The 26,615-nt window shown below is 47.2% G+C and carries 19 protein-coding genes; 18 read left to right on the forward strand and 1 reads right to left on the reverse strand.

Going from position 1 to position 26,615, the window contains the following annotated elements; all coding sequences use genetic code 11:
- Window positions 1-60: 60 nt before the first annotated feature.
- The gene (gene glgX / locus BZJ19_RS11460) at window positions 61-2,022 is read right to left on the reverse strand and encodes a glycogen debranching protein GlgX (RefSeq protein ID WP_157891186.1); all 1,962 of its coding nucleotides are present in this window, start codon (window positions 2,020-2,022) and stop codon (window positions 61-63) included.
- 410 nt (window positions 2,023-2,432) lie between these two features.
- Here glgX and BZJ19_RS11465 point away from each other — a divergent pair, with 410 nt between their 5' ends.
- From BZJ19_RS11465 to hcp-2, 18 genes are all read left to right on the forward strand, one after another.
- Entirely contained in the window at window positions 2,433-3,704 is a 1,272-nt protein-coding gene (locus tag BZJ19_RS11465) for a carbohydrate porin (protein WP_077675726.1), read from the forward strand.
- A 68-nt stretch (window positions 3,705-3,772) separates the two neighbouring features.
- Window positions 3,773-4,642, forward strand: coding sequence for a MalM family protein (locus BZJ19_RS11470; RefSeq protein WP_077675727.1), 870 nt, complete (start codon window positions 3,773-3,775; stop codon window positions 4,640-4,642).
- A 622-nt stretch (window positions 4,643-5,264) separates the two neighbouring features.
- Entirely contained in the window at window positions 5,265-5,774 is a 510-nt protein-coding gene (gene tssB / locus BZJ19_RS11475) for a type VI secretion system contractile sheath small subunit (RefSeq protein WP_077675728.1), read from the forward strand.
- A 41-nt stretch (window positions 5,775-5,815) separates the two neighbouring features.
- Entirely contained in the window at window positions 5,816-7,288 is a 1,473-nt protein-coding gene (gene tssC, locus BZJ19_RS11480; protein WP_077675729.1) for a type VI secretion system contractile sheath large subunit, read from the forward strand.
- Between the two features lie 2 nt (window positions 7,289-7,290).
- A complete protein-coding gene (gene tssE / locus BZJ19_RS11485; RefSeq protein ID WP_077458388.1) occupies window positions 7,291-7,728 on the forward strand; it encodes a type VI secretion system baseplate subunit TssE in 438 nt (145 codons plus the stop codon).
- Window positions 7,729-7,733: 5 nt separating this feature from the next.
- Window positions 7,734-9,503 carry a type VI secretion system baseplate subunit TssF gene (gene tssF / locus BZJ19_RS11490; RefSeq protein WP_077675730.1) on the forward strand — a complete coding sequence of 590 codons (1,770 nt, stop codon included), beginning with the start codon at window positions 7,734-7,736 and terminating at the stop codon, window positions 9,501-9,503.
- Complete coding sequence (tssG, locus tag BZJ19_RS11495) at window positions 9,467-10,474, forward strand: type VI secretion system baseplate subunit TssG (protein ID WP_077675731.1); 1,008 nt, start codon at window positions 9,467-9,469, stop codon at window positions 10,472-10,474. The genes tssF and tssG overlap by 37 nt, the downstream gene beginning before the upstream one ends.
- A 5-nt stretch (window positions 10,475-10,479) precedes the next feature.
- A complete protein-coding gene (gene tagH, locus BZJ19_RS11500) occupies window positions 10,480-11,958 on the forward strand; it encodes a type VI secretion system-associated FHA domain protein TagH (protein ID WP_077675732.1) in 1,479 nt (492 codons plus the stop codon).
- A gap of 4 nt (window positions 11,959-11,962) precedes the next feature.
- Window positions 11,963-12,439 (forward strand): type VI secretion system lipoprotein TssJ, encoded by a 477-nt coding sequence (gene tssJ / locus BZJ19_RS11505; protein ID WP_077675745.1) that lies wholly within the window; start codon window positions 11,963-11,965, stop codon window positions 12,437-12,439.
- Window positions 12,440-12,444: 5 nt separating this feature from the next.
- Window positions 12,445-13,779 carry a type VI secretion system baseplate subunit TssK gene (gene tssK, locus BZJ19_RS11510; RefSeq protein WP_077675733.1) on the forward strand — a complete coding sequence of 445 codons (1,335 nt, stop codon included), beginning with the start codon at window positions 12,445-12,447 and terminating at the stop codon, window positions 13,777-13,779.
- A 2-nt stretch (window positions 13,780-13,781) separates the two neighbouring features.
- Window positions 13,782-14,546 carry a type IVB secretion system protein IcmH/DotU gene (gene icmH, locus BZJ19_RS11515; protein WP_077675734.1) on the forward strand — a complete coding sequence of 255 codons (765 nt, stop codon included), beginning with the start codon at window positions 13,782-13,784 and terminating at the stop codon, window positions 14,544-14,546.
- 37 nt (window positions 14,547-14,583) lie between these two features.
- The gene (tssH, locus tag BZJ19_RS11520) at window positions 14,584-17,208 is read left to right on the forward strand and encodes a type VI secretion system ATPase TssH (RefSeq protein ID WP_077675735.1); all 2,625 of its coding nucleotides are present in this window, start codon (window positions 14,584-14,586) and stop codon (window positions 17,206-17,208) included.
- Window positions 17,209-17,210: 2 nt separating this feature from the next.
- Window positions 17,211-18,803, forward strand: a complete 1,593-nt coding sequence (locus tag BZJ19_RS11525; RefSeq protein ID WP_077675736.1) for a sigma-54 interaction domain-containing protein — start codon at window positions 17,211-17,213, stop codon at window positions 18,801-18,803.
- Window positions 18,800-19,477 (forward strand): type VI secretion system-associated protein VasI, encoded by a 678-nt coding sequence (gene vasI, locus BZJ19_RS11530; RefSeq protein ID WP_235608216.1) that lies wholly within the window; start codon window positions 18,800-18,802, stop codon window positions 19,475-19,477. The genes BZJ19_RS11525 and vasI overlap by 4 nt, the downstream gene beginning before the upstream one ends.
- Window positions 19,478-19,479: 2 nt before the next feature.
- Entirely contained in the window at window positions 19,480-20,889 is a 1,410-nt protein-coding gene (gene tssA, locus BZJ19_RS11535) for a type VI secretion system protein TssA (RefSeq protein WP_077675737.1), read from the forward strand.
- A gap of 16 nt (window positions 20,890-20,905) precedes the next feature.
- On the forward strand, window positions 20,906-24,451 hold the full coding sequence (tssM, locus tag BZJ19_RS11540) for a type VI secretion system membrane subunit TssM (RefSeq protein ID WP_077675738.1): 3,546 nt from the start codon (window positions 20,906-20,908) through the stop codon (window positions 24,449-24,451).
- A gap of 50 nt (window positions 24,452-24,501) precedes the next feature.
- Window positions 24,502-25,791, forward strand: coding sequence for a type VI secretion system ImpA family N-terminal domain-containing protein (locus tag BZJ19_RS11545; protein WP_077675739.1), 1,290 nt, complete (start codon window positions 24,502-24,504; stop codon window positions 25,789-25,791).
- 184 nt (window positions 25,792-25,975) lie between these two features.
- Window positions 25,976-26,494, forward strand: a complete 519-nt coding sequence (gene hcp-2, locus BZJ19_RS11550; RefSeq protein WP_069590456.1) for a type VI secretion system effector Hcp-2 — start codon at window positions 25,976-25,978, stop codon at window positions 26,492-26,494.
- Window positions 26,495-26,615: the final 121 nt, after the last annotated feature.

The following is a 26,615-nucleotide window of genomic DNA, read 5'->3' on the forward strand; positions in this document are numbered from 1 at the left end:
GAGGTTGCCTTTTTTATACGAATACTGTTTACGCGAATAGTTTTTATGTGGGTCACGCGGTTAAGCGTGATTGGTGAGTATGCTGAGGCTTTTGCCCGCCAGTGTGAATGATGATGTGACAGTTCGCGTGGCGGTATCGGCCTCTTCGGTGGTACACACTGTCTGCCATGACTTGTCGTCGGGGAGGCAAAAAGATAGCGGCTGATCGCTGACGTTGAAACAATAGAGTAACTGATCGCCCGCATGGCGATGATGTTGACCGATTTCGATATGGCAAACAACGGCGTGCAAGTTTGGCCAATCATTCGGTTGAATTGTGTTAGCGTCGGGGTGTCGCCAACGAATACGGTTTTGATGGCGCTTTCGGCCGCTAAATGCATCGATAAACGCGGGCATAACCGCTTGGCGACGTTTGATCATGGTGGATAGCCAATTACTCCAAGGCATTGACGATTCGAGGTTATCCCAGTTCAACCAACTGATCGGATTGTCCTGGCAATACGCGTTGTTGTTACCCTGTTGGGAGTGAGCTAGTAAGTCCGCCGTCAGGAGGTGAGGGACGCCAAAGGCAAAGAGGACACTGGCGATAAGGTTGCGCTTTTGTCGCTCGCGCACCGCAATAATAGCCGGATCCTGCGTTGGGCCCTCGATACCATAGTTAGCCGAACGATTGTCACCATGTCCATCACGATTATTTTCACCGTTGGCGTGATTATGACGCTGGGCGTAACTGACTACATCTTGCAGAGTGAATCCATCGTGATAGGTCAGGTAATTGACTGATAAGTGATCGGGCCAATGTGCGGCACTGAATCGATCGCGCGAGCCCATTAATCGTGTCGCAAAATCTTGCAGACTATGTTTTTCACCGCGCCACAGACTACGGGTAGTATCCCGAATTTTGTCGTTACACTCCGACCAATTGGAAGGGAACTGCCCCAATTGATAGCCATTTGGACCTATATCCCAAGGCTCTGCGATAAGTTTAACTTGAGAGAGCACAGGATCCTGTGCCAATGCGGTAAAAAACGCAGCGTGTGGGTTGAACTGTTCACCTTCTCGGCCCAGTGTCGCGGCCAGATCAAAGCGAAAGCCGTCAATTTGGTAGTGAGTGACCCACAGACGCAAGCTGTCTAACACCGCGGAAATCGCGGCAGGATGGCGCATATCTAGGGTGTTGCCGCAGCCAGTGTAATTGACGAGTTGATGTTTATCATGCAAATACATGGCGTGATCTAACGCTTTGAAATGCAAGATAGGCCCGCCATCTCCCCCTTCTGCCGTATGATTGAATACCACATCCAGGATGACTTCAATATCGTGTCGGTGCAGCTCTCGAATGGCGGTTTTAAGCTCAGTCACTGCATCATGGTGCGCGTAACGAGGATCCGGTGCCATCCATAAGTAGGGATTGTAGCCCCAATAATTGGTCTTTTGCTGGCTCAGTAAATGTGGCTCAGGTAAACAAGTAGCAATCGGCAAAAGTTGAATGCAATTAATCTGATTGTCCTGATAGAAGCGCAGCATGTCGGGCGCTATTAAGCCGAGATAACGTCCACGCTCGTGCGCTTCAACGTTGGGATGCAGCTGCGTGAGCCCCTTAACGTGTGTCTCGAAAATGACGGTTTCGCTCATTGTATGTGCAGGGCGTGAAATTTCCTGCCAATCAAATTGATGATCGACGACTTGGCATCGCGCCAAACTGTAGCTTTGATTGGGCGTATACGGTGGCTGATATTGCACTGGGCCGACAACGGCTTGCGCATAGGGGTCGGCAATGCACCATGCTTGCCCATTAATCAGGACTTCATAGCTATAAGTATCGCCTGCTTTCACGTGCGGAACATACGCAGTCCAATAGCCCAGCTTGTATTCTTGCATATGAATACGGGTAGGTTGGTGACCACGTTGCCAAAGCAGTAGGGTGACAGCGTCACGATCAGGTGCATATAAGCTAAAGCGGCAGCCTTGATCGCATAATTGAGCGCCTAAGGTATAAGGCGCCGGATGGCAGAGAGACATAAACAACACCATCTAATTAAGAAGAAACGCTATTACACCTCCCTCACAGAATAAATTCAATCTAGGCTCACAGTTCTTAATATCGATTCTGCTGTAATTCACTTTCTTGTTAATAGGAATAAAACTGTTAATAGTGATCTATATAGCGTTTTGTAGGGGGTGATTGAGAAAGTAAATAACGATTTACGCCGTGTTTTAGTGATATAGATCGACTAAATTACATTCTTTCCTCTTACTCCTCCTTAAGGCTACTCCCCCCATATTTTTCGTTACGGATGACGCGCAGAAAAAGTGGGAAGCATAGGATGTTTCTAACATAAAAAAGGGCAACGCCCATGCATGATGTGCTCACTTTCCTACTGCCGGTGATCTCATGATGCAGTTTAACAACCATCCTAATGGAGTAAGGTATGAGAAAGGTAAGTTTACTCGCCGCTGCAGTGGCTACAGCTTTAGCTTCTGGTGTCGCATTGGCTGACAATGCGGACAAAAATGATGGCTGGGAAGTTCACGGCTATGGCTCAATGAATTTCCGTATGGTTGATGGTGAAACAGTCGACACGGAATTCGGTAGACCTGACTACAAAACTGCCGGTACTCATGGTCAGAGTACAAACCAAGTTGAATTCACGGTTAAAAAACATTCCAGTTACGACAATGGTGCGTGGGCTGATTATGTCGTCCGCTCTGAATACGGTAACGGCAATTCATACGCTTATACCTCATCAGGTAGCCAAAAGAAAAACGACGAAGCCCAATTTGAAGTCAAGGAAGCGTATGTCGAATTAGGTGGCCTGTCCTTTATGGGTAAGGATACCTCTATTTGGGGTGGTCAGCGTTATCTGAACCGTGCGGCTGGTTTACTGTCAGGTGAATATTGGAAGCAGTCATCTGGGGTAGGCGCAGGCTTACAAACCAAACTGAATGGTCATACCGCCGGTGTTGCTATCGTTGTCGCTGATCCAGATGCTGGCGAAGAGTCGCGCAGTGATGACCGCACCACACTCACTTCTTATGATCTTTATTACTATGGTGTGGATGTAGGGATCGGTAGCCTAGACTTTGATTTTAAATACATGGAACAGGCGAACAAAGACAGTAACTCTGATGATGGCTTTGGTGCTGCGATCACCCTTAACTCTAGCTATTACGGCATGGACGGCTGGACTCAAACGGCCATCGCCTATGGTAAAGGTGTGGCGCAAAACCGTGGCGTCAACTTTGGCGGCTGGTCTGGCGGCGATGAAAATCAAGAGTCGATCTTCTTAACCTCTTACGGGGTGATGGATATTTCCGACAATTGGCAGATGGGATCAGAGCTTACCTATTTTGCTGCACTCGATCAGTTGTTCGGCGCGGATGACCTAAAACGTTACATTGCGGCCGTACGTCCTTCTTATAAAGTCAATGAGAACATGCGCCTAGAGACAACCTTGTCATATGGTCATGAAGAAGGGGCTGATGGCTATTGGGGACGTTCAGGCGATGCCGTGGAAAGCGATATTTGGAACGTTGAAGTGGCTGTGCCTTTGACTGTGAATGCAGACTTCTTCGGCCGTCCTCAAATCAAGCCTTATATCAGCTACATCAAAGCTGATGATAAGGCCAGCGGTGGCCAAATCGGCATCGATAATAGTGATGACGAAACCGTGATTGGTGTGCATACCGAAATCTGGTTCTAACCGATGCGTTAGTACTATCAGCGTTATAACTAGGCGGCCGAGACGGCCGCCTTTTTAGGATAAAGTCAATGACAAATATAATGAGAAATTATCAGCGCTTTAAAATGGCGCTTGCAGTCAGTTCCGCGGTTTGGCTGGTAGGGTGTGCGTCTAACTTGCCGGAAGAGATGCCTGTTGCCCCCAATCGTGAAGCCTGTTGCGAGACACTTCAACAATTACCTTACGTCCAGTTGAAAGAGAATGAGACACTGACGGTATCGCTTGGCCCTCAATCGGAGGTGTTTTCATTTTCAGAGGGTAAGAGTTACACCCAAGCATTTCGTTTTAACGATCGGACCGCGCGTGCTCAGATTAGCGTAAAGAGTGTTATGCAACATGGTCGTGTCTTTATGCCGCGAGTCTTACTGTTAGATGAGCATTATCAGGTGATCAAAACACTGGGAGCGGATACGTTTACGCCGCAAACGGCTAACTTGCTTGATTCCTCTCAACTGTCGGGATCTTTCGATTCCGAGGGGGCGCGCTATATGGTCATGTACACCAATGCGACGACTCTCGGTCATAAGATTACTTTGCCACATCCGGCGAAGCTGCGTGCTCAGGAGTTAGGCGAGCCAATGCCGATGGTAACCGATCCGACCTACCGTTATGCGCCGACTGGTCAAGTATCCTTCACCGTGGTAACCAAGGACTATGCGACCGTTCTATCCACTGACAACACAAGTGCGAGTGAATCTGTAACACCACAAGGGGTCAAACGGCCTGTGGCTCAGAAGGAAACCGTGGACTTTTATAAACAAGCGATAGCCGCGGCCATCAATGAAAAGGACATTAGCAAAGCAATGGCCTTACTCAACGAAGCCAAGGCTTTAAAAATAGAAAGTGCCGATAAGACTTTTATTGAGCTAATAGAAAACCAGCTCAATGGCGCACAGTGAGTATTCCTAAAAAGGCAGCGAACTGTTGCCTTTTAAAGACAGAATATGAACCAACATCACAAAAAACTTATCTGTTAATTACATGGAGTTTATTTATCGTTTTCCGAGTGAAGCCCGAGTTAATGAAACATTATGAATATAGACGGAAACCGATTTGGATCATGATCATTTTTTTGCTGACAATTTAGTAAAAATATAATTAAATCATAGAGTAAAAACCGCTGCGTAGACCTTCTATTCCTGTGTTCACGATGGGGACACCAGCAATAAATACCCACAAAAAATACCAGTTTTTATAAACTTATCATCATTAAGTAATGCTAAGCTTTTGATTTTAATATAGAGTATTTACTCGCTAACTTATATGAAACAATTTAATAAGTCAGAGAAATGTCAATTTGTCAGATCAGTGTTTATTTTCTCATAAAAAAATAAAAGTTGAGGCATTGCTCCAAACTTGATGATCTTTAATTAATGTCTAACTTTCTGTTCGGTATGCTGAGCCGCCGTTGATAGGTAGTAGATAACACCTTTCAGCAGTAACACAGTGTTAACATTGGCCGGTGCGTTCTTAGGGCACTGAGTCATGTTGTCTTTTTGGTGAAGGTATCGAGGGTTCAAAGTGTCCAAAGAAGGAAGTGTTGCGCCAAAAGAGCGTATAAATATCAAATACGTACCGGCGACAGGTGATCAGCAAGCTGAAGTCGAATTGCCTCTAAAAACATTAGTGGTTGGCGACTTTAAAGGTCAAACAGAAGATACACCCGTTGAAGATCGCTCGACTGTCTCGGTTGACAAAAACAATTTTGAAGACGTGATGCGCGAAAGCGACTTGCGTATTTCCACCACTGTTAAAAACAAGTTAACCGATGACGAAGATGCGGAGTTACCTGTTGAACTCGCGTTTAAGTCTTTGTCGGATTTCTCTCCCGATGCAGTTGCTGCGCAAGTCCCAGAGCTAAAGAAACTGATCGAGCTTCGTGAAGCATTGGTCGCTCTTAAAGGCCCCCTCGGCAATATTCCAGCGTTTAGAGATCGCCTACAAGATCTCCTTAATTCAGAAGACTCTCGAGAGAAGCTTCTCGCTGAATTGAATATTGTCAGCGGCGATGAAGATACTTCTAAAGAGTAATTGGATAAGTTTCAACTAACTAAGCGCTAGGAAAATAAAACATGTCAACAAATGAATCGGTGTTAGAGTCGCCAGAAGTCAAAGAAGGCGGCTTACTTGACGAGATCATGGCTCAAACCCGCATCGCACCAAGCGAAGAAGGTTATGATGTTGCAAAAAAAGGTGTTGCGGCATTTATTGAAAATCTGATTGGCAACGATCAAACCAAAGAGCCTGTTAATAAGTCGCTGGTCGACCAAATGTTGGTCGAGCTTGATAAGAAAATCAGTGCGCAAATGGATGAAATTCTTCATGAAGATTCATTTCAACAAATGGAATCTTCATGGCGTGGTTTGAAGCTTTTCGTCGACCGCACTGACTTTCGTGAAAACAATAAAGTCGACATTCTTCACGTGACCAAAGAAGAACTGTTAGACGACTTTGAGTTTGCGCCGGAAACGACACAGTCAGGCCTTTACAAACATGTCTATTCATCTGGTTATGGACAATTCGGTGGTGAACCGACTGGTGCCATTATTGGTAACTATGCCTTTACACCGTCGACGCCAGATATGAAGCTGCTTCAATATATGGGCGCGTTGGGTGCGATGGCCCACGCACCATTTATCTCGAGTGTAGGCCCTGAGTTTTTTGGTATTGAGTCATTTGAAGAACTGCCTAACATCAAAGATGTGAAGTCTATCTTTGAAAGTCCAAAGTACACTAAATGGCGTGCGCTCCGTGAGTCTGAAGACGCGCGTTACTTGGGTCTAACTGCGCCTCGCTTCTTATTGCGTGTTCCTTATGACCCAACTGAAAACCCCATTAAATCATTTGTCTATCACGAAAATGTGAGTCAGTCTCATGAGCATTACCTTTGGGGTAATACTGCGTTCGCCTTTGCGACTCGTCTGACTGATAGCTTTGCAAAATATCGCTGGTGTCCAAACATCATTGGTCCTCAAAGTGGTGGTGCGGTTGAAGACCTACCGGTTCATGTTTATGAGTCAATGGGCGCGCTGCAGAGCAAGATCCCAACTGAAGTTCTGATTACCGATCGTAAAGAGTTTGAACTGGCAGAAGAAGGCTTTATTGCCCTAACCATGCGTAAGGGTAGCGACAATGCGGCATTCTTCTCTGCAAACTCAATTCAAAAGCCGAAGGTGTTCCCAAATACCAAAGAAGGCAAGGAAGCAGAGACGAACTACAAACTGGGTACTCAGTTGCCATACATGATGATTATCAACCGTTTAGCGCACTACATTAAAGTGCTACAGCGCGAGCAAATTGGCTCTTGGAAAGAGCGTCAAGATTTGGAGCGTGAGCTGAATACTTGGTTGAAGCAATATGTAGCGGATCAAGAGAACCCGCCTGCAGATGTACGTAGCCGTCGTCCTCTTCGCGCCGCAAAAATTGAAGTAGCTGATGTTGAGGGGAATCCAGGTTGGTATCAGGTTTCTCTCGCGGTACGTCCTCACTTTAAATATATGGGCGCGAACTTTGAACTGTCTCTTGTTGGTAGGCTTGATCAGTAATCATGTCATACATCGCACTAGAAGACAGTGTATTTGGTGTCGGCTTCCTTGAGCGCTTGGAAGCCGGCGCTAAGCCTGTGTCGATTACCCAAGGTCCAGAAACTAGAGATGTCGTTAATTCGATAAAAAAGAACATTGCTAATGTATTGAACACGCGTACGGGCGGAGCACAAAGCTCTCCAGGACTTGGACTGATAGATTTCAACGATGCGACGCTTGAAAGTTTAGATCTTTCATTGCGTGTGAAGCTAGCGATTAAGCAGTGTCTGGAAACCTACGAGCCGCGGTTAACTAACATATTAGTGAGTTCTGATTACGACGAACATTCACCATTGACGCTACGATTCAATATCGTCGCAACGGTTAACAGTGAAGCACTCCATGAAAAAGTGCAGTTGAGTTTGCTGTTGGATCAAAATCGCCAGTATCGGGTGTTGTAATTGCTATGACGCAAGACAAGTATTTTCGTGAAGAACTCGCGTTTCTTAAAGAGCAAGGTAAAGCCTTTACTGAGATCCACCCTCAGTTATCTCGATTTTTACATGGGAGACATACGGATCCTGATGTAGAACGGTTATTAGAGGGCTTTGCTTTTCTCACTGGCAAATTGCGTGAAAAAGTTGAAGATGACTTTCCCGAACTGACCCATAGCATTATCAATATGCTATGGCCCAACTACTTGCGCCCTGTTCCTAGCATGTGCATCACCCAATTTTCGCCCGATCGAAGCGTGAGTGAAAAACAGGTGATTGGCCAAGGGACAGAGCTAGACAGTATTGCTGTGATGGGTACGCAGTGTCGTTTTCAGACTTGTCGCGATGTCGAGCTCTATCCATTGAAATGCGAAAAAGTACACGCAGAACATACACGTGAAGCGACGACTATCCAGCTCCAAATGATGCTAGATGGTGATATGTCTGCCAGCGATGCTGGGATTGATTCGCTGCGCTTTTACATTGGTGGTGATAATTACAGCGCACAGATGATTTATCTGTGGCTCAATCACTACCTAGAGAAAGTGACCGTTAGCGTGGATGGCACTCGGTTTTCTTTACCTCGAGATACGTTTCAGACGGTGGGGTTTAATCCCGGAGACAGCCTGCTTCCATATCCGCAAAATGTCTACGACGGTTATCGGATCTTGCAAGAATATTTGTCTTTTCCTGAAGCGTTTCACTTTTTTGATATAAGTGGGCTAGATAAAGCATTACCCCAAAATGTTTATGGGCAGTTCTCGATTCAGTTGCACTTGTCGAAAACGTTACCCGCCGATGTTCGTGTTAGACAGGACAGTTTTCAGCTGTTCTGCACGCCTGTTATCAATTTATTTAGCCATGATGCCGACCCGATAGATTTGAGCGGTAGAAATACCGAGTACAAAGTGATTCCGTCGAGTCGTAAGCCCTCACATTATGAAGTATTTAGCATTGATAGTGTGACTGGCCGTCAAGATAGATTGGTTGATGGGAAACCGGTACGTGGGCAAAAGCGTGTTTATACCCCGTTTGAAAGTTTTCAACATGAAGTAGAGCGTGTCAGAAACCGAGAAACGCTTTATTACCGAGCACGTGTTAAAGACAGTATTCGAGGTGATGGATTTGAGTCTTTTATCTCCTTTATACGAGGGGATGAATCGGACTCGATTGGTGTCGACGAAGCGGTGTCAGTGAAGCTGACGTGTACGAATCGACAATTGCCCCTTGATCTGGGAGTCGGCGATATCTGTGAACCCACAGATACATCGCCTCCGTTTGCAGAATTCGAAAATATTACTATCCCGACGCAATCATTGCGCCCGGTGTTGGATGGTAGCTTATTGTGGATGTTGATCTCGAATCTGTCATTGAACTATTTATCGTTGCTCTCGAAAGATGCGCTGAGCTGCGTTTTAACCGCTTATGATTTTAGGGCATTGGTAGATAGACAAGCCGAACGAGTGGGTAAGAAAAGGCTAGATGCCATTGAGAAAATTGAGTCTAAACCCATGGACAAGCTTCTCAAAGGGATGCCAGTGAGAGGTCTAAAATCAACGCTTTACTTAAATCAAGATGGGTTTGGGTCAGAGGGCGACTTATATCTGTTTGGAACGGTGCTCAGCCATTTTTTCTCGCTGTATGCGAGCATTAACTCTTTCCATGAGCTAACCGTTATTAACACAACGAATAACGAGACTTATACATGGCAGACGAAAGTCGGGATGCAGCCGCTGATATAAAAAATGAAATAGATGGCCGCACAATGACTGACTTAGTGCCAGATGTTCGGCCTTACAACTTTTATCAATTAGTGGCATTGCTACAGAAGCATGGTGCCATTGATCCCGATCAAGAAGATTGGGAACGAGAGTGCAAACTGGTTTTTAGTGCCAACCCGAGCTTAGGGTTTGCGGCTTCTGATGTGGCGTCGTTGCACGATCAGAATGGTCATGCGGTGATGCTCACTAATTTTTTAGGTCTTGCGGGCTCGCAGTCGCCTTTACCCGGTTTTATCACAGAGCAATTGCTTCATGAGGAACCGGGAGGGATTAAGCGGCCCTTTCTCGACTTTTTTAGCAATCGCTTGATCGCGTTGGTCTATCGGATATGGCGCAAGTATCGATATTACATTCGCTTTCAACCAGGGGCTGAAGATCAGTTTTCAGCGCAGTTGTTTGCGCTGGTTGGATTGGGTGATCCGCAGTTACGCGGAGAAACACCAATCAATTGGTGCAAGATGCTGGCATACGCGGGCACGTTGGCGGGCCGGAGTCGTTCACCAACCGTCGTAGCTGGGATCATTGCCCATTGTTTTGACCTTGAAAATGTCGAGATTCGTCAATGGGTGACGCGCAAAGTCAAGATAGCCAAAGAGCAACAAATGGCGTTGGGGTGCATGAATGGCCGGTTGGGCGAAGATACCGTCATCGGTGAGTCTGTTTTTGACTGTAACGGTAAGTTTGTCATTTGTATTAAAGACTTAACGCGAGAGAGGTTTAACGACTTTTTACCTTTGGGTAAAGAGTATCAGCCACTTTGCAAGTTGGTGGAATTTATTCTTCGTGAACAGATGGCGTTTGATCTTGAGCTTTCGATGACCGATGAAGACACCCCTGCGTTTGAGCTAGGCGGACAAATTGCATTGGGGTGGACATCATTCTTAGGGAATGACTTAAGAGATAAGCGAGTATTAATTCAAGTAAGGCAATAATTGTTATGGCTCCAGAACATAAGCATGGATTAACGCTAGTTGTCGCCAACGCGCAAGCGCTCGAATCTGGCTTGTCAGCTCAGGTCCGTTTTGTTGACTCCGGTGGTGTCATTGGCTCCGACTTTAGTGCTGATTGGCGGTTAACCGATCGATTGGGTCGTGTGAGCGGTCGTCATTGTGAAGTTGTTGTTGTTGATGGCGCGTTCTGTGTGCGCGACGACTGCGGAGAAACCTTTGTTAATGGCACGCATATGCCTTTAGGGAAAGGTCAGTTAGCCCGGTTGGCACACAAAGATGAGATACAAGTCGGTCCTTACCAGATTCGCGTGCTTACCGGCGAAGACGCGGAGTTTGATGGGGGGCACGTTGACACCTTGTTTGAAACGCAGCAACACGATCTTTTGGCCGATGGGCCTAGTCAAGAGATTGATTCGGGCGAAGAAGAACCTGAACTCACTCAAGCTATTGATCCGTTAAAAGAGCTCGACGCCCAAAACAAAGATAATCAAACGTCGAATTGGCTCTTAAATGGAGACAAAGAGCAGAAGCAGCAATCCTCTGCCGAGTCTTCATTAATAGCTAAAGACAATCTCGTTGAACGAAAGCCCTCGTTTACGCCGCAAGCAGATAGCGAAGATGTCATGTCGGCATCCGTCAAACTAAAGCGTATTTTTGGCTTTGGGCAAAAGAAACCTCAAAAGCGTGAACTTCACGCATCGAAAGCAAAAGAAGCGCTGAATCGCGTCATGTCACCTGAGACGATGCATCAAACGAAACAGAGCGAGAGAAAACCGATGGATGAAAAAGAACTAGGGCTGCTAGAGCAGGAAGTGGCGAAGAGCTTAAGTCATGAGCCTACTTCGTCACCACAGCCTAATAATGATCATGGACAACATTTACTGACTGGGCCGATGCTGGATGGATTGGGCGTGAGAGTCACGAACGACCATGATATGCAGAAGATGCATTTCCTCTCACAGGAGATGGGACAGTCATTACAAGCATGCTTAAAAGGGTTGTTGGCGCTTCATGAACAAGCCGCAGAGGGGCGTTTCGGTACCATGAATCGCAACTTGCAACCTATTGAAGATAACCCGCTTCGTTTGGGCCTAACGTATGAAGAGACCGTCCGAACTATGTATGACGCAGACAAAAGCTTAGTGCATTTATCTGCGCCAGCGGCAATCGCGGAAAGCTTAAAAAATGTGAGAGATCACAACGATGCGACGCAAGAAGCGATATCAGAAGCGCTTGATCAAATTTTGCACGCCTTCTCTCCCGACGTTCTTCTGCGTCGCTTCCAGCACTGCCGCCGCAATACCGATGAGCAGGTTGAAGGTGAATCAGCGTGGGCGTGGGAAATGTATTGTAACTATTACAAAGAGCTGACTTCTAATCGCCAGCGAGGTTTCTCGAAGCTGTTCTGGGAAATTTTTGAGCAGGTTTATGACAAACGTATCCGTGAAAAGCAATTGGAGGGCTAAAGCGGTGATCAAAAAACTGAGTATTGTCTGTGCACTTTTGTTGTTGACGGCGTGTAGCTCTTCCGATGAATACAAGCCTGAAGAGCAACCCACGACGGTGACTTTCAGTCTGGTGAGCGATACAGGTGTTAACCCTAATATAGCGGGTGATCCAGCCCCGATAGAGGTGCAAATTTTTGAGTTAGAGGATGACTCAATGTTTATGTCGGCAGGGTTCGATCAGTTGCGCACCGATTATGAAGGGGCACTAAGTAGTAACTTCATTAATAACTACGATTACGTGTTGACTCCTGGACAATTCAAATTCGTTAACGCCTTTAAAATAGATGAAGACACAAATTACATTGGTGTAATGGCACATTTTTCAGAACCAAACTTAGGTGAATGGAAAAAGGCCGTGAAGGTGCTTAATAAAGGCCGTGAATATCACCTACTAATGCTTTTCAAAGATTACGACGTGAAATTAGAGAAGGTAGAGTAAATTTAATGTTTGCACGGAATCGGGTGATATGGAGTGAAGGGCTTTTTATTAAGCCACAACACTTCCAACAGCAGCAACGCTACAGCGAATACTTACTGGAAGAGAGACTGACGTCCGTGAGTAAGTATTTGTATGGCGTATCGGAACTTTCGTTAAACCCTGAATATTTGGCTTTTGGTCGTATTGCGATTGAGCGAGCCGTTGGGGTTATGCCTGATGGCACCGCGTTTCGTATTCCGCAGGAAGATGTGATGCCGGATGCCTTGGAGATTGAAGATAGCTCCCTATCTAACCAATTGATTTATCTCGCAGTCCCGCTGCGTAGTGAATCGATCATGGAAGTTAACTGGCCCGACGATAAAGGGTCGGGGCGCTATGAAAGCCGCCGTATCGACGTGCGCGATGTCCATAGTGTTCAAGGTGACACAACCACGCTAGATGTTTCTCCGATTCATTTGCAGCTGATGCTCGAAAAAGAGGATCGTAGTGCTTATGCATCTATTCCGGTTGCTCGTATCTTAGAAAAGCGTCCAGATGGAAGTGTCGTTCTCGATCCCGACTTTATTCCCTGTCACTTTAATGTTGCCGGTAACGCTACATTGCATCGGTTTATTAATGAAATGGCGGGATTGATGCACGAACGTGCCAAAAACATCGCTCAACGTATCAGTTCTCCTTCTCAAGGCGGTGTTGCGGACGTTTCGGACTTTATGTTGTTGCATTCATTAAATCGTTTGCAGCCACAAATGAAGCATTTGGCATCCTTGGGTAGCTTACATCCAGAGCGCTTGTATGAATGTTTGTCCTCGGTGTGTGGTGAGTTAGCAACATTCACCGATGAAAGCCGCTTGGCACCGACGCTACCTGCCTACAACCACGATATGCCTAGCGAGTCCTTTTGGCCGGTTATTCGTTATTTACGTCAAAGCCTCAGTGTTGTACTGGAGCCAAGAGCGGTGTCAATTCAGCTTGATAAGCGTAATTATGGCTTAATGGTTGCGCCAATTCAGGATCCGCAGCTGATGGATTCGGCGGAGTTCATTGTTGCTGTGAAAGCGCGCATGCCATTGGATGAGTTGCGCCGGTTGTTTACTCAGCAAACCAAAGTGTCTTCCGTGGAAAAAATACGGGAGCTTATTTCACTTCAGTTACCTGGCATCCCACTCATTCCATTACCCGTGGCGCCACGGCAACTGCCTTACCATGCGGGATACACCTACTATCAGCTGGATAAAGAAAGTTCAGCATGGGCGATGCTTTCTAACTCAAGTGGGTTTGCATTCCATGTAGCGGCAGCATTTGATGATTTAGATATTCAGTTCTGGGCAATTAGGGATTGATCATGGCGGCAACCGAAGACAGTGTTTTCAACGATCTTTTGTTTGATGATGTTGAGAAAATAGATAGCGACCAAGACTATTGGTTTCAATTACGGGGCCATAACCCAAATGCGTTGGTGGATGCAGCAACGCCACTGTTTGGCCTAGCGCTACGTGTTCGTTCACTCTCAAGCTGTAGCAATATTGAGCAGATTTACCATCAAACGATCGAAGAAATTAAAGCGATCGAAATCGAGCTATCGGAACAAGGTTTCGAGCATGCTGTGCTGATGGCATATCGCTACATTCTTTGTACGTTTCTCGATGAAGCGGTAATGGGAACAGCATGGGGAGCATCGACATGTTGGGCTGAGCACTCAATGTTGTCCCGTTTTCACAACGAGACCTGGGGTGGAGAAAAAGTGTTCACCATTTTAGGTCGTCTTGAAAGCGAACCTGAAAAGTATCGGCCGCTGTTGGTATTTATTTACCACTGCTTATGTCTGGGCTTTGAAGGCAAATACCGAGTCATTGATGGCGGGCATGCTCAGCGCGAGAAAGTGATCAAAAGGTTACATGACTTAGTCCTTGATGATGAGCAACCTAAAGCCTTGGCAGACGCGAGTGATCATGTTGTCAACACGCGCTATGCGCTCAGTAAGCAGGTGCCTTTATGGGCAGTCTTCGCTGGTTTCGTCGTGCTTTGGGCAGGTATTTTTGCGGGTTACTCGTATTTGCTCCATGAAAAGTCTGAGAATGTGCTGAGCCAGCTGAATCAACTGCTTTAGCCAATAACGTATTTTATTTAGATAACTAGGTGTCCCCGTGATTCGAATTGAATTATCTACGCTAATTTCAAAATTGAATGAGCAAAGTAAACTTGCCCTTGAGCAAGCGGCCACGCTCTGTATTGAAAGGCAACATCCAGAAGTTTTGATTGAACACTTCATCGAGGTGTTACTGGACAATCCGCTTTCTGATGTTCGTTTGATCGTAAAACAAGCGAACGTTGAAGTTGAAGCACTAAAACAGGCGCTTTCTTCGAGCTATGAACGTGACAAAGCACTAGACACGTATCCCGCTTTTTCCCCGCTACTGGTTGAAATGTTGCAAGAAGCTTGGTTGCTGTCGACGACTGAATTGGATCAATCGGAATTGCGCTCGGGTATCGTATTTTATGCCGTACTTAACCGCGCCGATCGTTACCTTTCTCGTCCAGCCGCCAAACTGCTGGACGGCATTAATCGTGAAAGTCTTAAGAAACATTTTAACGCGATTGTAGCTGATTCCGCAGAAACGGCGGTTGATACAAATGCGGCAGCGAAAAAACATGCGCCTTCTCTCGAGGGCAGTGAATCTCCGCTATACAAATACTGTTCAAACATTACGGCACAAGCAAAAAATGGTGAGCTCGACCCGGTCTTATGTCGAGAGGAAGAGCTTAACCTGATGGTTGATATTTTATGCCGTCGTCGTAAGAACAACCCCATTGTTGTTGGTGATGCTGGGGTGGGTAAAAGCGCGATGGTCGAAGGTCTGGCATTACGCATTGCAGCCGGAAATGTTCCGGAAAAACTTAAGCACGTTGAGTTATTCAGCTTAGATTTAGGCCTACTTCAAGCTGGCGCCTCTGTGAAGGGAGAGTTCGAAAAACGCTTGAAAGGGGTTATCGATGGCATCAAGACTGCACCCAACCCAATCATTCTCTTTATCGATGAAGCGCACACGCTTATCGGTTCAGGAAACCAAGAAGGCGGTAGTGACGCAGCAAACTTACTCAAGCCAGCACTGGCACGAGGTGAGTTAAGTACCATTGCTGCAACGACTTGGAAAGAATATAAAAAGTACTTCGAGAAAGATCCTGCACTCACTCGTCGTTTCCAACTGGTGAAATTGGAAGAGCCTTCTGTGGATCAAGCGGTCAATATCATGCGTGGTCTTGGTAGTGTCTATGAAAAAGCCCACGGCGTTATTATTGCTGACGATGCGTTAAAAGCGGCTGCGGAGCTTTCTGCTCGCTACCTTTCAGGACGACAGCTCCCTGATAAGGCCATTGATGTGCTAGATACGGCATGCGCTCGTATTGCTATTAACATGACGACGCCACCGAAGCGCTTGGCGTTGCTTGAAACGCTTTGTCACCAACGCCAACAAGAAATCGAGATGCTGAAGCGCGCAGAGTTTATTGGCCAGCCGGTAAATACAGAACGCCTCGATGAATTGGAAACCTTGGAGCAGGCGGATGAAGAAGAAAAGCGTCTTCTATCATCACGCTGGAATGAACAACGCGAGTTGGTAGAAGAAATTGTATCCTTACGCGCCAAGCTGTTAGACAAAGACTGTGCCGATGTCGGTGATGATGCGGATGAAGCGTGTGATTACGACGCACTCGCGAAAACACTGTCAGAAAAATATGCGGCACTTGACGCGATTCCTCATGATGAGCGTCTTATGCACCCGCACGTGGATGCGGAACAAGTCGCTGAAGTGATTTCTGATTGGACAGGTGTGCCCGTTGATCAGATGAACAGTGATGAGCTTTATAAAATCACCAACCTGACAACACTGCTTGGAAAGGCGATCAAAGGGCAGGATATTGCCATCGAACGTGTTCATCGTCACTTGCTGACAGCACGTGCAGATCTACGTCGTTCAGGCCGACCGAAAGGCGCATTTTTGCTGGTTGGCCCCAGCGGTGTGGGTAAAACCGAAACCGTTGTGCAGCTTGCTCAACAGTTATACGGTGGTAAGCAGTTTTTAACCACGATTAATATGTCGGAGTACCAAGAGAAACACACGGTTTCACGTTTGATTGGCTCTCCCCCAGGCTACGTGGGCTATGGCGAGGGTGGTGTACTGACTGAGGCGATTCGTAAAATGCCTTATTCGGTTGTACTGCTTGATGAAGTCGAGAAAGCGCACCCAGAAGTATTGAATATCTTCTATCAAGCCTTTGATAAGGGTGAACTGGCAGATGGCGAAGGCCGTGTGATTGACTGTCAAAACACCGTATTCTTTTTGACCTCGAACCTCGGTTATCAAACGATCGTTGATCATGCTGATGATCAAGCGAACCTTGATAATGCCTTGTATCCAGAACTTGCGGCTTTCTTTAAGCCTGCACTGCTTGCACGTATGGAAGTCGTACCTTACTTGCCACTAGGTAAGGACGTACTCGCGGATATTGTGCGAGGTAAACTCACTCACCTCGAACAGACATTTGCTCAGCGTTATGGAGCAACGGTTGATATTCATGAAAGCCTGATTGACGAGATTCTGCAGCGCGCGACTCGTAGTGAAAACGGGGCACGTATGCTGGAAGCGATTATAGAAGGTCAGTTACTGCCCCCTGTTTCGCTCTCTTTGCTTAACAAACTGGCTGAGAAATCAGATATCTCTCATGTGCGTTTATACGCCGAAGAGGGTGAGTTTAAAGGCGAGGTTGAGTAATAATGCGTAATTGGCTGGCTTATGTGACTGACTTAGCGAAGGAAAGGCGGACTGTCGATCTACAGTCTCGCTTTATCCAAATCGTGGTCGGTGAGCTCAAGCTACGCGAAGGAATGCTACTCACACCCAGTTGCGATGGCAGACAGCTTGTCTGCCACGCATTGGATACGTCTTGGTCGGTAACGGATTTTGACACCCCCTTTGCTCATGTACTTCAAAATGTCGTCCCTATGCATTTAGGTGCGGAAGATATTGTTTATTGGCAATCAAATCGAGCGTTTGCTGAGTTTGTCGGTGAGCTTGGTTTGTTTGAAGCCGTCAATATTTATCCTTTGGTACGTCGTGACACGAATACAAAGCTTGTTGTTTGTCTAGTGGGAGATAGCGATGCTCTATCTTCGCTGTGGCACGACGACCCAGGTTTCAGTCAATTTGTGGATGTGTTTGTGAATCAGTGGTCTCTACTTAGTGAAATGGAAGGCGAGGAGAGCCGTCGTAGAGCGTTAAGAGCCTCTCTTTCGGATATCGAAAAAAGGGCGCATCAGCAAAAGCAAGCAGCGAGCTTGTCTGCCACGCTTATCGGTGACAGTGCACCTATGCTGCGTCTTCGTGACCAAATTGCTAATGCGGCGTCATCGCATCTCTCTGTGCTCGTTCARGGAGAGACTGGAAGCGGTAAAGAGTTGGTCGCGCGCGCGGTTCACGATCTATCAAGCCGAAATACTCAGCCATTTGTGCCTATCAATTGCGCGGCCATACCGGAGCACTTGCTCGAGAGTGAACTATTCGGGCATGTGAAAGGAGCATTCTCTGGTGCCGTGAATCATAAAGAAGGGCTTATTTCACAAGCGAATGGCGGCACGCTCTTTTTGGATGAAATTGGCGATATGCCAATGAGCTTGCAAGCAAAATTACTCAGGGTACTGGAGTCAGGAACATTTCGACCTGTCGGAGGACACCAAGAGCAACAATCAGATTTCCGGTTGGTGTCGGCTACCCACGTTCATCTACTCGAAAAAGTGCGTGCAGGTGAGTTTCGACAAGACCTTTATTATCGCTTACTGCAATACCCGCTACATGTACCAGCACTTGCGCAGCGTAAGGAAGATATACGCCAGCTATGTTTCCACTTTATTCAACAGTTTAATCAGCAACATGGCACTAGCATCCGTGATATTGACTTCCAAGCGTTGGATGCGCTACTTGGCTATAGCTTTCCCGGCAACGTGCGCGAGCTAAAACACTTAATCGAGTATGCCTGCGCACAAACAGCAAATGGCGAGGCGATAAAACTGGCAACCTTTGGTGCGCGCTTGAATATGTCGGTTAGCAGTGCCCCAGCTCCGGCCCCAGCGACGCATGATGTCCGCTCCGTTTGTGACTCTAATGGGCTATCGACATCGAGTCGTGTGCTGAATATCGACGCTGCGTCGATTGGCGATCTGAAACAAGCGTTGATGGATTTTGAACAGCGCATTATTGCGGATAGGTTGTCGCAGTTTGGTGGTGATACCGCCAAAGTGGCGGAAAGCTTAGGTATCCCGAGAAGAACATTGACTTATAAATGTCGAAAATTAGAGATAAAAGCGCCATGAATACGCATAATCACGCCTTAGCAATGGCCGCATCGGTAACACTTCTCTGTGCATCGTTTTCTTCTACTGCGGCAGAAATATCCCCTGTTAAGCAACTTGAGCAGGCTCAGCAATGCCGCGTTGTGCCTTCTCGACTTGACCGTTTAGCGTGTTTTGATCGTGTTTTTAACACGCAATTGTCCGCGAGCGACGTAGCAGAAGATCGCGCTACCCAAAAACCTCAGCAGTGGCGACGAGCCATGGATGCTGCGAATGCTAAAGCGCCTCAAGCTTGGTCATTAACGGAGCAAGGAGAAGGGCGCGGAAGTAGCGCTTGGATTACCCTTCAAGCAAACAATGTAAGAACGCGCTTTAAAGCAAGCGAGCAACCGGTACTGATGCTGAGTTGTATCGACAACCTCAGTCGCATTGAATTGATGTTGCCGGAACCGATTGACGATGGCCGAGTGAAGATGACGTTCCCTGAAGGTCAAACCCAGTACTGGCGAAGTGATGATGTAGGCGTAGTGTTATCGTCTTCTCGGGGACTTCCGGCTATTCGATTGATGAAATCACTTTCTAGCCAAGATCAACTGGTTATTCGTTCAAACTCGCGATATGTAGACGGCCTTCGCTTTGATACTGCGCCGCTAAATAACACCATACATGCATTACGCGAACGTTGCGGTTGGTAAAGATGGAATTAAAAGAGTACAAGCGTTGTATCGCGCAACCTATTGACGCGGCGAACCCAGTTGGAGAGCGACTGGTTGACGATCCATTGTTTGATTTTGTTGAAGATCAAATGATGAAAGTTGGCTCCTTGTCTCACGGCGATGTGCAGTGGGATGAGGTTGAGCATAGCGTTCTTAAACTGCTGTCGGAAAAAACAAAAGACATCAAGCTGCTTGCATACCTGTTGCAGTGCCTGCACCACCAACCGTCTCCGTCGAGATTCATTCTCTCGTTTGATGTGATGGCAAGCTTCATGTCGAACTATTGGGAGCAAAGCCATCCAGCGCCCGGCAAACGCGGCAATCTGCCGCGGCGCAAGTTCTTTAGCCAAATGGCGCAGCGCTTTTCTATGGCCGTCGATAAAACCGACTTTGGCCAATTCGATGCGCAAGATAGAGAACAGCTCAATCAGGCTATCGAGGCATGGGAAAAAGCGATTGAAGACAATGGGCTGACTAATGACCTCGTCGCCAGTGTAGTTGGAAGTATCAAGTCAGAACTGCGCAGAGCGGAAGAGCGTCAACGCGTGAACGAGGTGGCGAAAGAGCAACCGACGCCTTCGCGCACCAGCACGACGCCGACAACATCATCCGTGGATGTCGATCATTCCAGTGATAAAGCCACCAAACAGACGTTGCTTAAGGTCGCTTCGTTCTTGGCTGAACAAGACGACGGGGTGGCGCTGGCGATTCGATTAAGACGTTACGCCGTCTGGTATAGCATCACTGCTTTGCCCGATCATAAACCCGGCGGGGAAACGCTGCTGCGAGGTATGCAGCAAGACCGTGTCAAAGACTATCAAGATAAAATGCGGCATCCCGATTTAGCCTTGTGGCGTCAGGTCGAGCAAAGTTTGACCATGGCACCGTATTGGTTTGATGGCCATTTAATGAGCTACACCATTGCCCAAAAATTGGGCCATCAAAATTGGTGCGATGCCATTCAATCTGAAGTGGCGCAGTTTTTAGAGCGCTTACCTGGGCTGAAAGATTTGCAGTTTAAAGGTGGAGAGCCCTTTGTTTCTGATGCAGTGAAAGACTGGTTAGCCAGTGGCAGCGCGAATCAGAGAGGTGGGGGCCAGTCAGTGAGTGGCGATTGGCAGGAGAAAAAGAAAGAGGCACTTGCCTTGGCGAAAGAAGGGGGAATTGCCGTTGCACTCTCCATGCTAAACGATGGGCTACAGGCAGCAAACGAGCCAAGAGACCACTTTTACTGGCGTATGCTCTCGGCCGACCTTCTGCACGCGAACCAGCTAAACAGCATGGCAAAAGAGCAGTATCAAACCTTGAACCAAGAAATTAAGACCATGAGTGTCACCGACTGGGAGCCCAGCTTGGTTGAACAACTTGAACGCAAAACAACGTCAGAGTGATTAAGGGCGAAAATTCATGTGGAAACATCTTTTCAAAATAGCGAAAAAGCTTAAGCCTGGAATGCTTGCGGCTTTTCCTATTTTATTGGTTGCGATATTTATCCTTGTTAATGTCGCCATATGGTGGGCAGGTCCTTGGCTAACACTCGGTGAGCAAAAGCCTCTTGCATCTATCGCGGCGCGTGCGATCTGTAGTGGCTTTATTACGCTCGGGGCGTTGGCGATTTGGGGTGTTTGGCAATGGCGTAAGCTACAAGGTTTCAAAGCGGAGCAAGAGCACGCTGAACGACTACGCGAAGACCCTATCCAAGTATACGAAGAGCGCCAACAGTCTGAGCTTGATCAAGTTGTTGCGAACATGAAGCAAAACTTGAACAAGCGAAACCACCTTTACGCACTTCCATGGTACTTGGTGCTGGGATTGGAAAACGCCGGCAAAACCAGTCTTATTAATCGCTCTGGGCAGAACTTCGTGTTTTCGTCTGTGATGCGAGCTTCTGGGCAAAAAAGCGAAAACCCATATTCATTTGATTGGTGGATAGGGGATGAATCGGTATTGATTGATCCTGATGGCGAGCTACTCACTCAGGGCAACAAAGATGAAAATAACGACGGTGAATTAGAGCGCCGTCTGTGGTTACACTTTGTTAAGTGGCTGGAACAAACACGTAGTCGTCGTCCACTGAATGGCATCGTGCTGACGCTAGACGCATCACACCTAGCGACAGCGACAGCGTCTGAACGTAAAGCTTACGCCAACTTGCTGCGTGCGAGATTACGCGAGTTGATGGAAACGCTGTCGACGCGATTACCTGTTTATATTGCCTTAACTAAGCTCGACTTACTGTATGGGTTTGAACCTTTCTTTAAGCATTATTCGAAGCAGCAGCGCGATGAAGTGCTCGGGTTTACCTTCTCTTTAAACTCAGTGGATGACTTAGACTCATGGTTAAAAGAGTTTGATGAGGCATACAGTGGCTTCATCGACCGGGTAAATGCGATCGTGCCTCACGCACTGGCAACACCGCTCGACTTTGAGGATCGCAAAGCGATATACAGCTTCTCACGCCAAATTGCAGGGCTGAAAGAAATACTGGCCACCTTTTTTAACGAAGCGTTGGCAAGCGATCAGTTCTCGACATCCGCACTGGTGCGAGGGGCCTATTTCACATCGGTATATCAACAAGGTGTCCCAACCAATGCCTTTGATGATGCTGCTTCTCGCCGTTATGGGCTCTCGCATGCAGTGAACCGTGCGCAGAAGTCGAAAAACTCGACCGTTTATTTTACCCAACGGCTTTTCAGCAACATCATTTATCCAGAAGCAGGACTCGCGTCTGATAACTTCCGGGTGGCGAAGCATAAGCGACGCCTAATTGGCATGTCGGTGTTAGCCTGCTCAATCGCAACCGTGCTGCTCGCGGGGACGTGGCATCGCTACTACCTTGCTAACGTCGCGCATGCTGATGCGGTGCTAACCAAAGTAGACCAGTATAAGACGCAATTCTCGAGTAATGCGGCAGGCGCATCGCAACAAGAAGTATTGAAACCGTTGAACCAGATCCGACAAGCCACGTTGGAGTTTGGTTTTTTCCGAGATAAGCCGAAGTATATCTCTGACTTTGGTCTCTATCAGGGACATGTGATTGGGCCTAAGGTCGAACAAACGTATTTAAACCTATTGAAGAGCCGTTTCTTACCCCTGCTGATGGCGGATACGGTGGTTGATCTTAACCAAGCAACCACGGATCAGGAAAGACTCGTGGCATTACGTGTGTATCGTATGATGGTGGATAAGAGTGGGCGCTATCATGACTACGTAATGGATTATTTTAGCCAGCAATGGCAACGAGAGTTTGCCGGACAAAAAACTATCCAAGAACGTTTGTTAGGGCACTTAGATTATGCAATGCGTCATACCGATCTGACAGGTGCACGCCGAAAAGGCGATGAGGTCGCAGAACGTGTTATGCGCCCCTACGATATGACGATTGCGCGCGCGCAAGCTGATTTGCGCACCATGCCAACCGATCAACGTGTTTATCGTAATCTTAAACTCGACGCAGAGACCGTACTCGGCGCGCCGATGAATTTGCGTAATTCTGTGGGGCCCGTCTTTGATGTTGTTTTCGAAGAACGAGTGGTTAACAGCGAAAATCTGTATATTCCACAAATGCTGACTAAAAAAGGCTTTGAAGAGTATTTTGTACCCAAACTACAATCTGTTTCTGACCTCGCGTTGATCGACAGTTGGGTACTCGGTGAAGCCGAAACCGCAGAGTTTAGTGAAGCAGATAAGAAAGCGCTAAGGAACAAGATTCGCGATCTTTATGTTGCGGACTACACCAATACATGGCGAACGGCACTGAATGAGATTGACGTGAAATTCTTCAGTGATATCAACGATGCCGTTACTGTATTGGATAACTTTACCGGTCACGTTGGACCACTACAGCGCCTATTGCGTACGTTGGAAACCAATACTCAGCTTGCATCAGGGCTGGGATTGGATGAAGACGCGCAGGACGCGATTGCAGAGAATCCAAAATATAACGTCGCATCTCAGATCCAAGCGCCGTTTTTTGACTTAAATAGCCTTGTTAAAGCGGTCAATGACAAGCCTGCCTACTTGAGTGAAGTACTGGCGTCCGTGCAAGAACTCAAGAGCTACCTTAAGTCTATTCAGGATGCGCCTGACGTCGGCACGGCCGCGCTCGATGCAACTAAAGCGCGTGTGAAGCTGGTAAACACCGACCCTATCTATACGCTAAAACGTATTGCCACAGGCCTACCAGAACCGCTGGATGGTATGGTCGACAAACTGGCAGATGAAAGTTGGCATGTTGTAAAACAGGCGGCGATTCAACACCTTGAAGTACGCTGGTATCAAGATGTTTATCGTCCCTATCAACAAAAGCTGGCTAACCGATATCCGTTCAATCCACAGGCGAGTAAAGATGCATCACTCAGTGACTTTGAGAGCTTCTTTGCGCCGGGTGGGACCTTGGATAGCTTCTATAACAACCAGCTTAAGATGTTTATTGATGAAAACATCTCTGTGGGTAACAGCGGCATTGACGGTTCATTGATCCGCCAAGATTTACTTGCTCAGATCCGTCAAGCACAAAAGATTCGAGAAGCGTTCTTCAACCGCAAAGGTATCTTAGATGTGAGCTTCTCCGTTGAGCCTCTTCGCTTGAGCAGTAATAAGCGTCGAAGTGTGCTGAATATTGATGGGCAATATGTGACCTATAGCCACGGCCCGCGAGACAGTATAGAGCTGATCTGGCCGAATACGCTGCGAGACTCGGCAACTTCGAAGTTGACGTTGGTACCGACAAAAACCAATTTGTCTCCACGCAGTGTTGTGATACGAGGTCCGTGGGCATTATTCCGTCTTCTGGATCAAGGAGCGGTCGTATCGGCAAGTGCGACATCTGTTGATTATCAATTCAACGTTGATGGTGGTGGAATGATTTACCGCGTTAATGCGCAAGCCGCGACTAACCCATTCACTCAGCGTTTGTTTAAGTCCTTTAAACTCTCACGCAACCTTTACTAACTGATCATGGGGCGAGGGGACTCGCCCCTGCATTATCAGGAAAGCCAAACATGCCTTTTATTATCTCAATAGATAACCAACCCTTTAAGATTTCACTCGATTCATCAAGCATTCGTGATGATGAACGTTACGAAGCGGTTAGGGAACAAATTAACAAGCGTCATTCTCCGCTATCAGGCGGCACAGATTGGGTATGTGTGAAGGACTCTTGCCAAGCCTTGGCACGTGATAAGGGGATTGATTTATTACTCAGTGGCTACTTTACCGTTGCAGCACTAAAAACCAGCGGATTGGCAGAATTTGCCAATGGTTTAGAGTTGCTACTTGCATGTTTAAATAATGAAACTGAGGTCAATGAGAAACGAGCGCGTGCGCGTAAAGAAGCCCTTGATTGGGTGAATTCGCGCGTATTAAGTGAATTAAAACAAATCAAGCCCGATCAACAGGCATTGCGTGACCTTTACCGCTGCGAACGACTTTGCGATTCGCTCTTTCATGTTATAGAGCGGCAGCAGCCTCACCATGTTGTCGATTATGAAGGGCTTGCTTACGTTTTATTTGAGCACATAGACCGGATAGAAACCCGTTTACACAGTGCCGTGAAACAGCAGCAACGTGATGAGGAGAAAAACCCTACCATCACGATCAAGAAAAGCCGTCGCCAGAACGTATTCGCTTGCGCGTTTGGCGCGATCCTAGTGGTGATTATTTGGCTTGCTTATCCTTATATTCCGTATTTTCAACCCCCCTTTATTACCTACAGTCCCCAACCTAGCTTGAACTCTGAACACGCATTGAAAGAGTTTACTCAACGATATAGCCCGTCTTCTTTGACACGTTGGCAAGATGCATTCGTTGCTATGTATCAACAAGCTATTGAGTCAGAACTCGACCAATCTATTGAAACGCCCAAAGTATTGGCCGCGCAGCACCTTAATGCGCTCACGACATTATACGGAGAGCATGAAGCATCAAGCGTATTGTTAAGTGCTTATAACACGCAGCGAGAAGAGGCACTGGAAAGCACCAATAAGTACATTGATAAATTCAGAGCGGTACGGACCAAGATGGCGAATATCGCGCTGCTTGCCGAGCAAAATCGTTGGTGGGCGCTACAAAAGCAAACGCGTTCACTCGAAAACTTTGCGATCAGCTTATCGCCTATTTATGGTCGTGCGGATTACGTCACCCTATTGATTGAACAAGGTGAGTTTGAAAAGGCAAACAACGAATTAGAGGTACTGACCGAACGTCTCAATCATTTGAGCTGGAAAGTGGCTGAGCTAAACGAAGCATTGAATGATGCCTCAGCCAAGGTGGCCATGGAGAATGATAATTAAGCAGGTAAAGCAACTTCTTGCCTCGCCGAGCAAAAACTTGCTTGTGGCGTGCAAAAAATTGGTCAGTGAGAGAGTAACGTGCTGAATTTTAGGGTTAAAAAAGCTGGCATGCATTTCGCTATATGGGATGGCGAACAGAGGCACCGACTGGACAGCCTCTTCCATTAATTAGAAAGGAGCGATTATGCCAACGCCATGTTATATCTCGATTGAAGGTGAAACTCAGGGTTTGATTACTGCCGGTGCCTGCACCGCGGATTCTATCGGTGATGCCTTTGTCGAAGGCCATGAAGACGAGATGCTGGTACAACAGTTTGACCACAATGTGACCGTACCGACGGACCCTCAGTCAGGTCAGCCATCAGGCCAACGTGTGCACAAGCCATTTAAATTCACCGTTGCGCTCAACAAAGCGGTGCCATTGCTTTATAACGCACTGGCGTCAGGCGAGAAGATGTCCACCGTTGAGCTGAAGTGGTACCGCACCTCGATTGAAGGTAAACAAGAAAACTTCTTTACCACCAAGCTGGAAAGCGCTTCGATTGTGGACATTCACTGCGAGATGCCTCATTGCCAAGACCCGGCGAAGTCAGACTTCACCCAGAACCTGACGGTGTCGATGTCTTACCGCAAAATCACGTGGGACCACGTTAACGCAGGCACCTCAGGCTCAGACGACTGGCGTAAGCCTATCGAAGCCTAATCTTTCATGGCGACATGAAGACACAAACAGCCTGCCTTTACGGGCGGGCTGTGGTGCGTTGAGCCAGACGGCAGGGTCTGGCTGAACGTATCAGGGTAAACAAGCAGGGCGAAGGATACAC

The sequence above is a fragment of the Salinivibrio proteolyticus genome, from assembly GCF_001996165.1.
In the GTDB taxonomy this organism is placed as follows: Bacteria; Pseudomonadota; Gammaproteobacteria; order Enterobacterales; family Vibrionaceae; genus Salinivibrio; species Salinivibrio proteolyticus.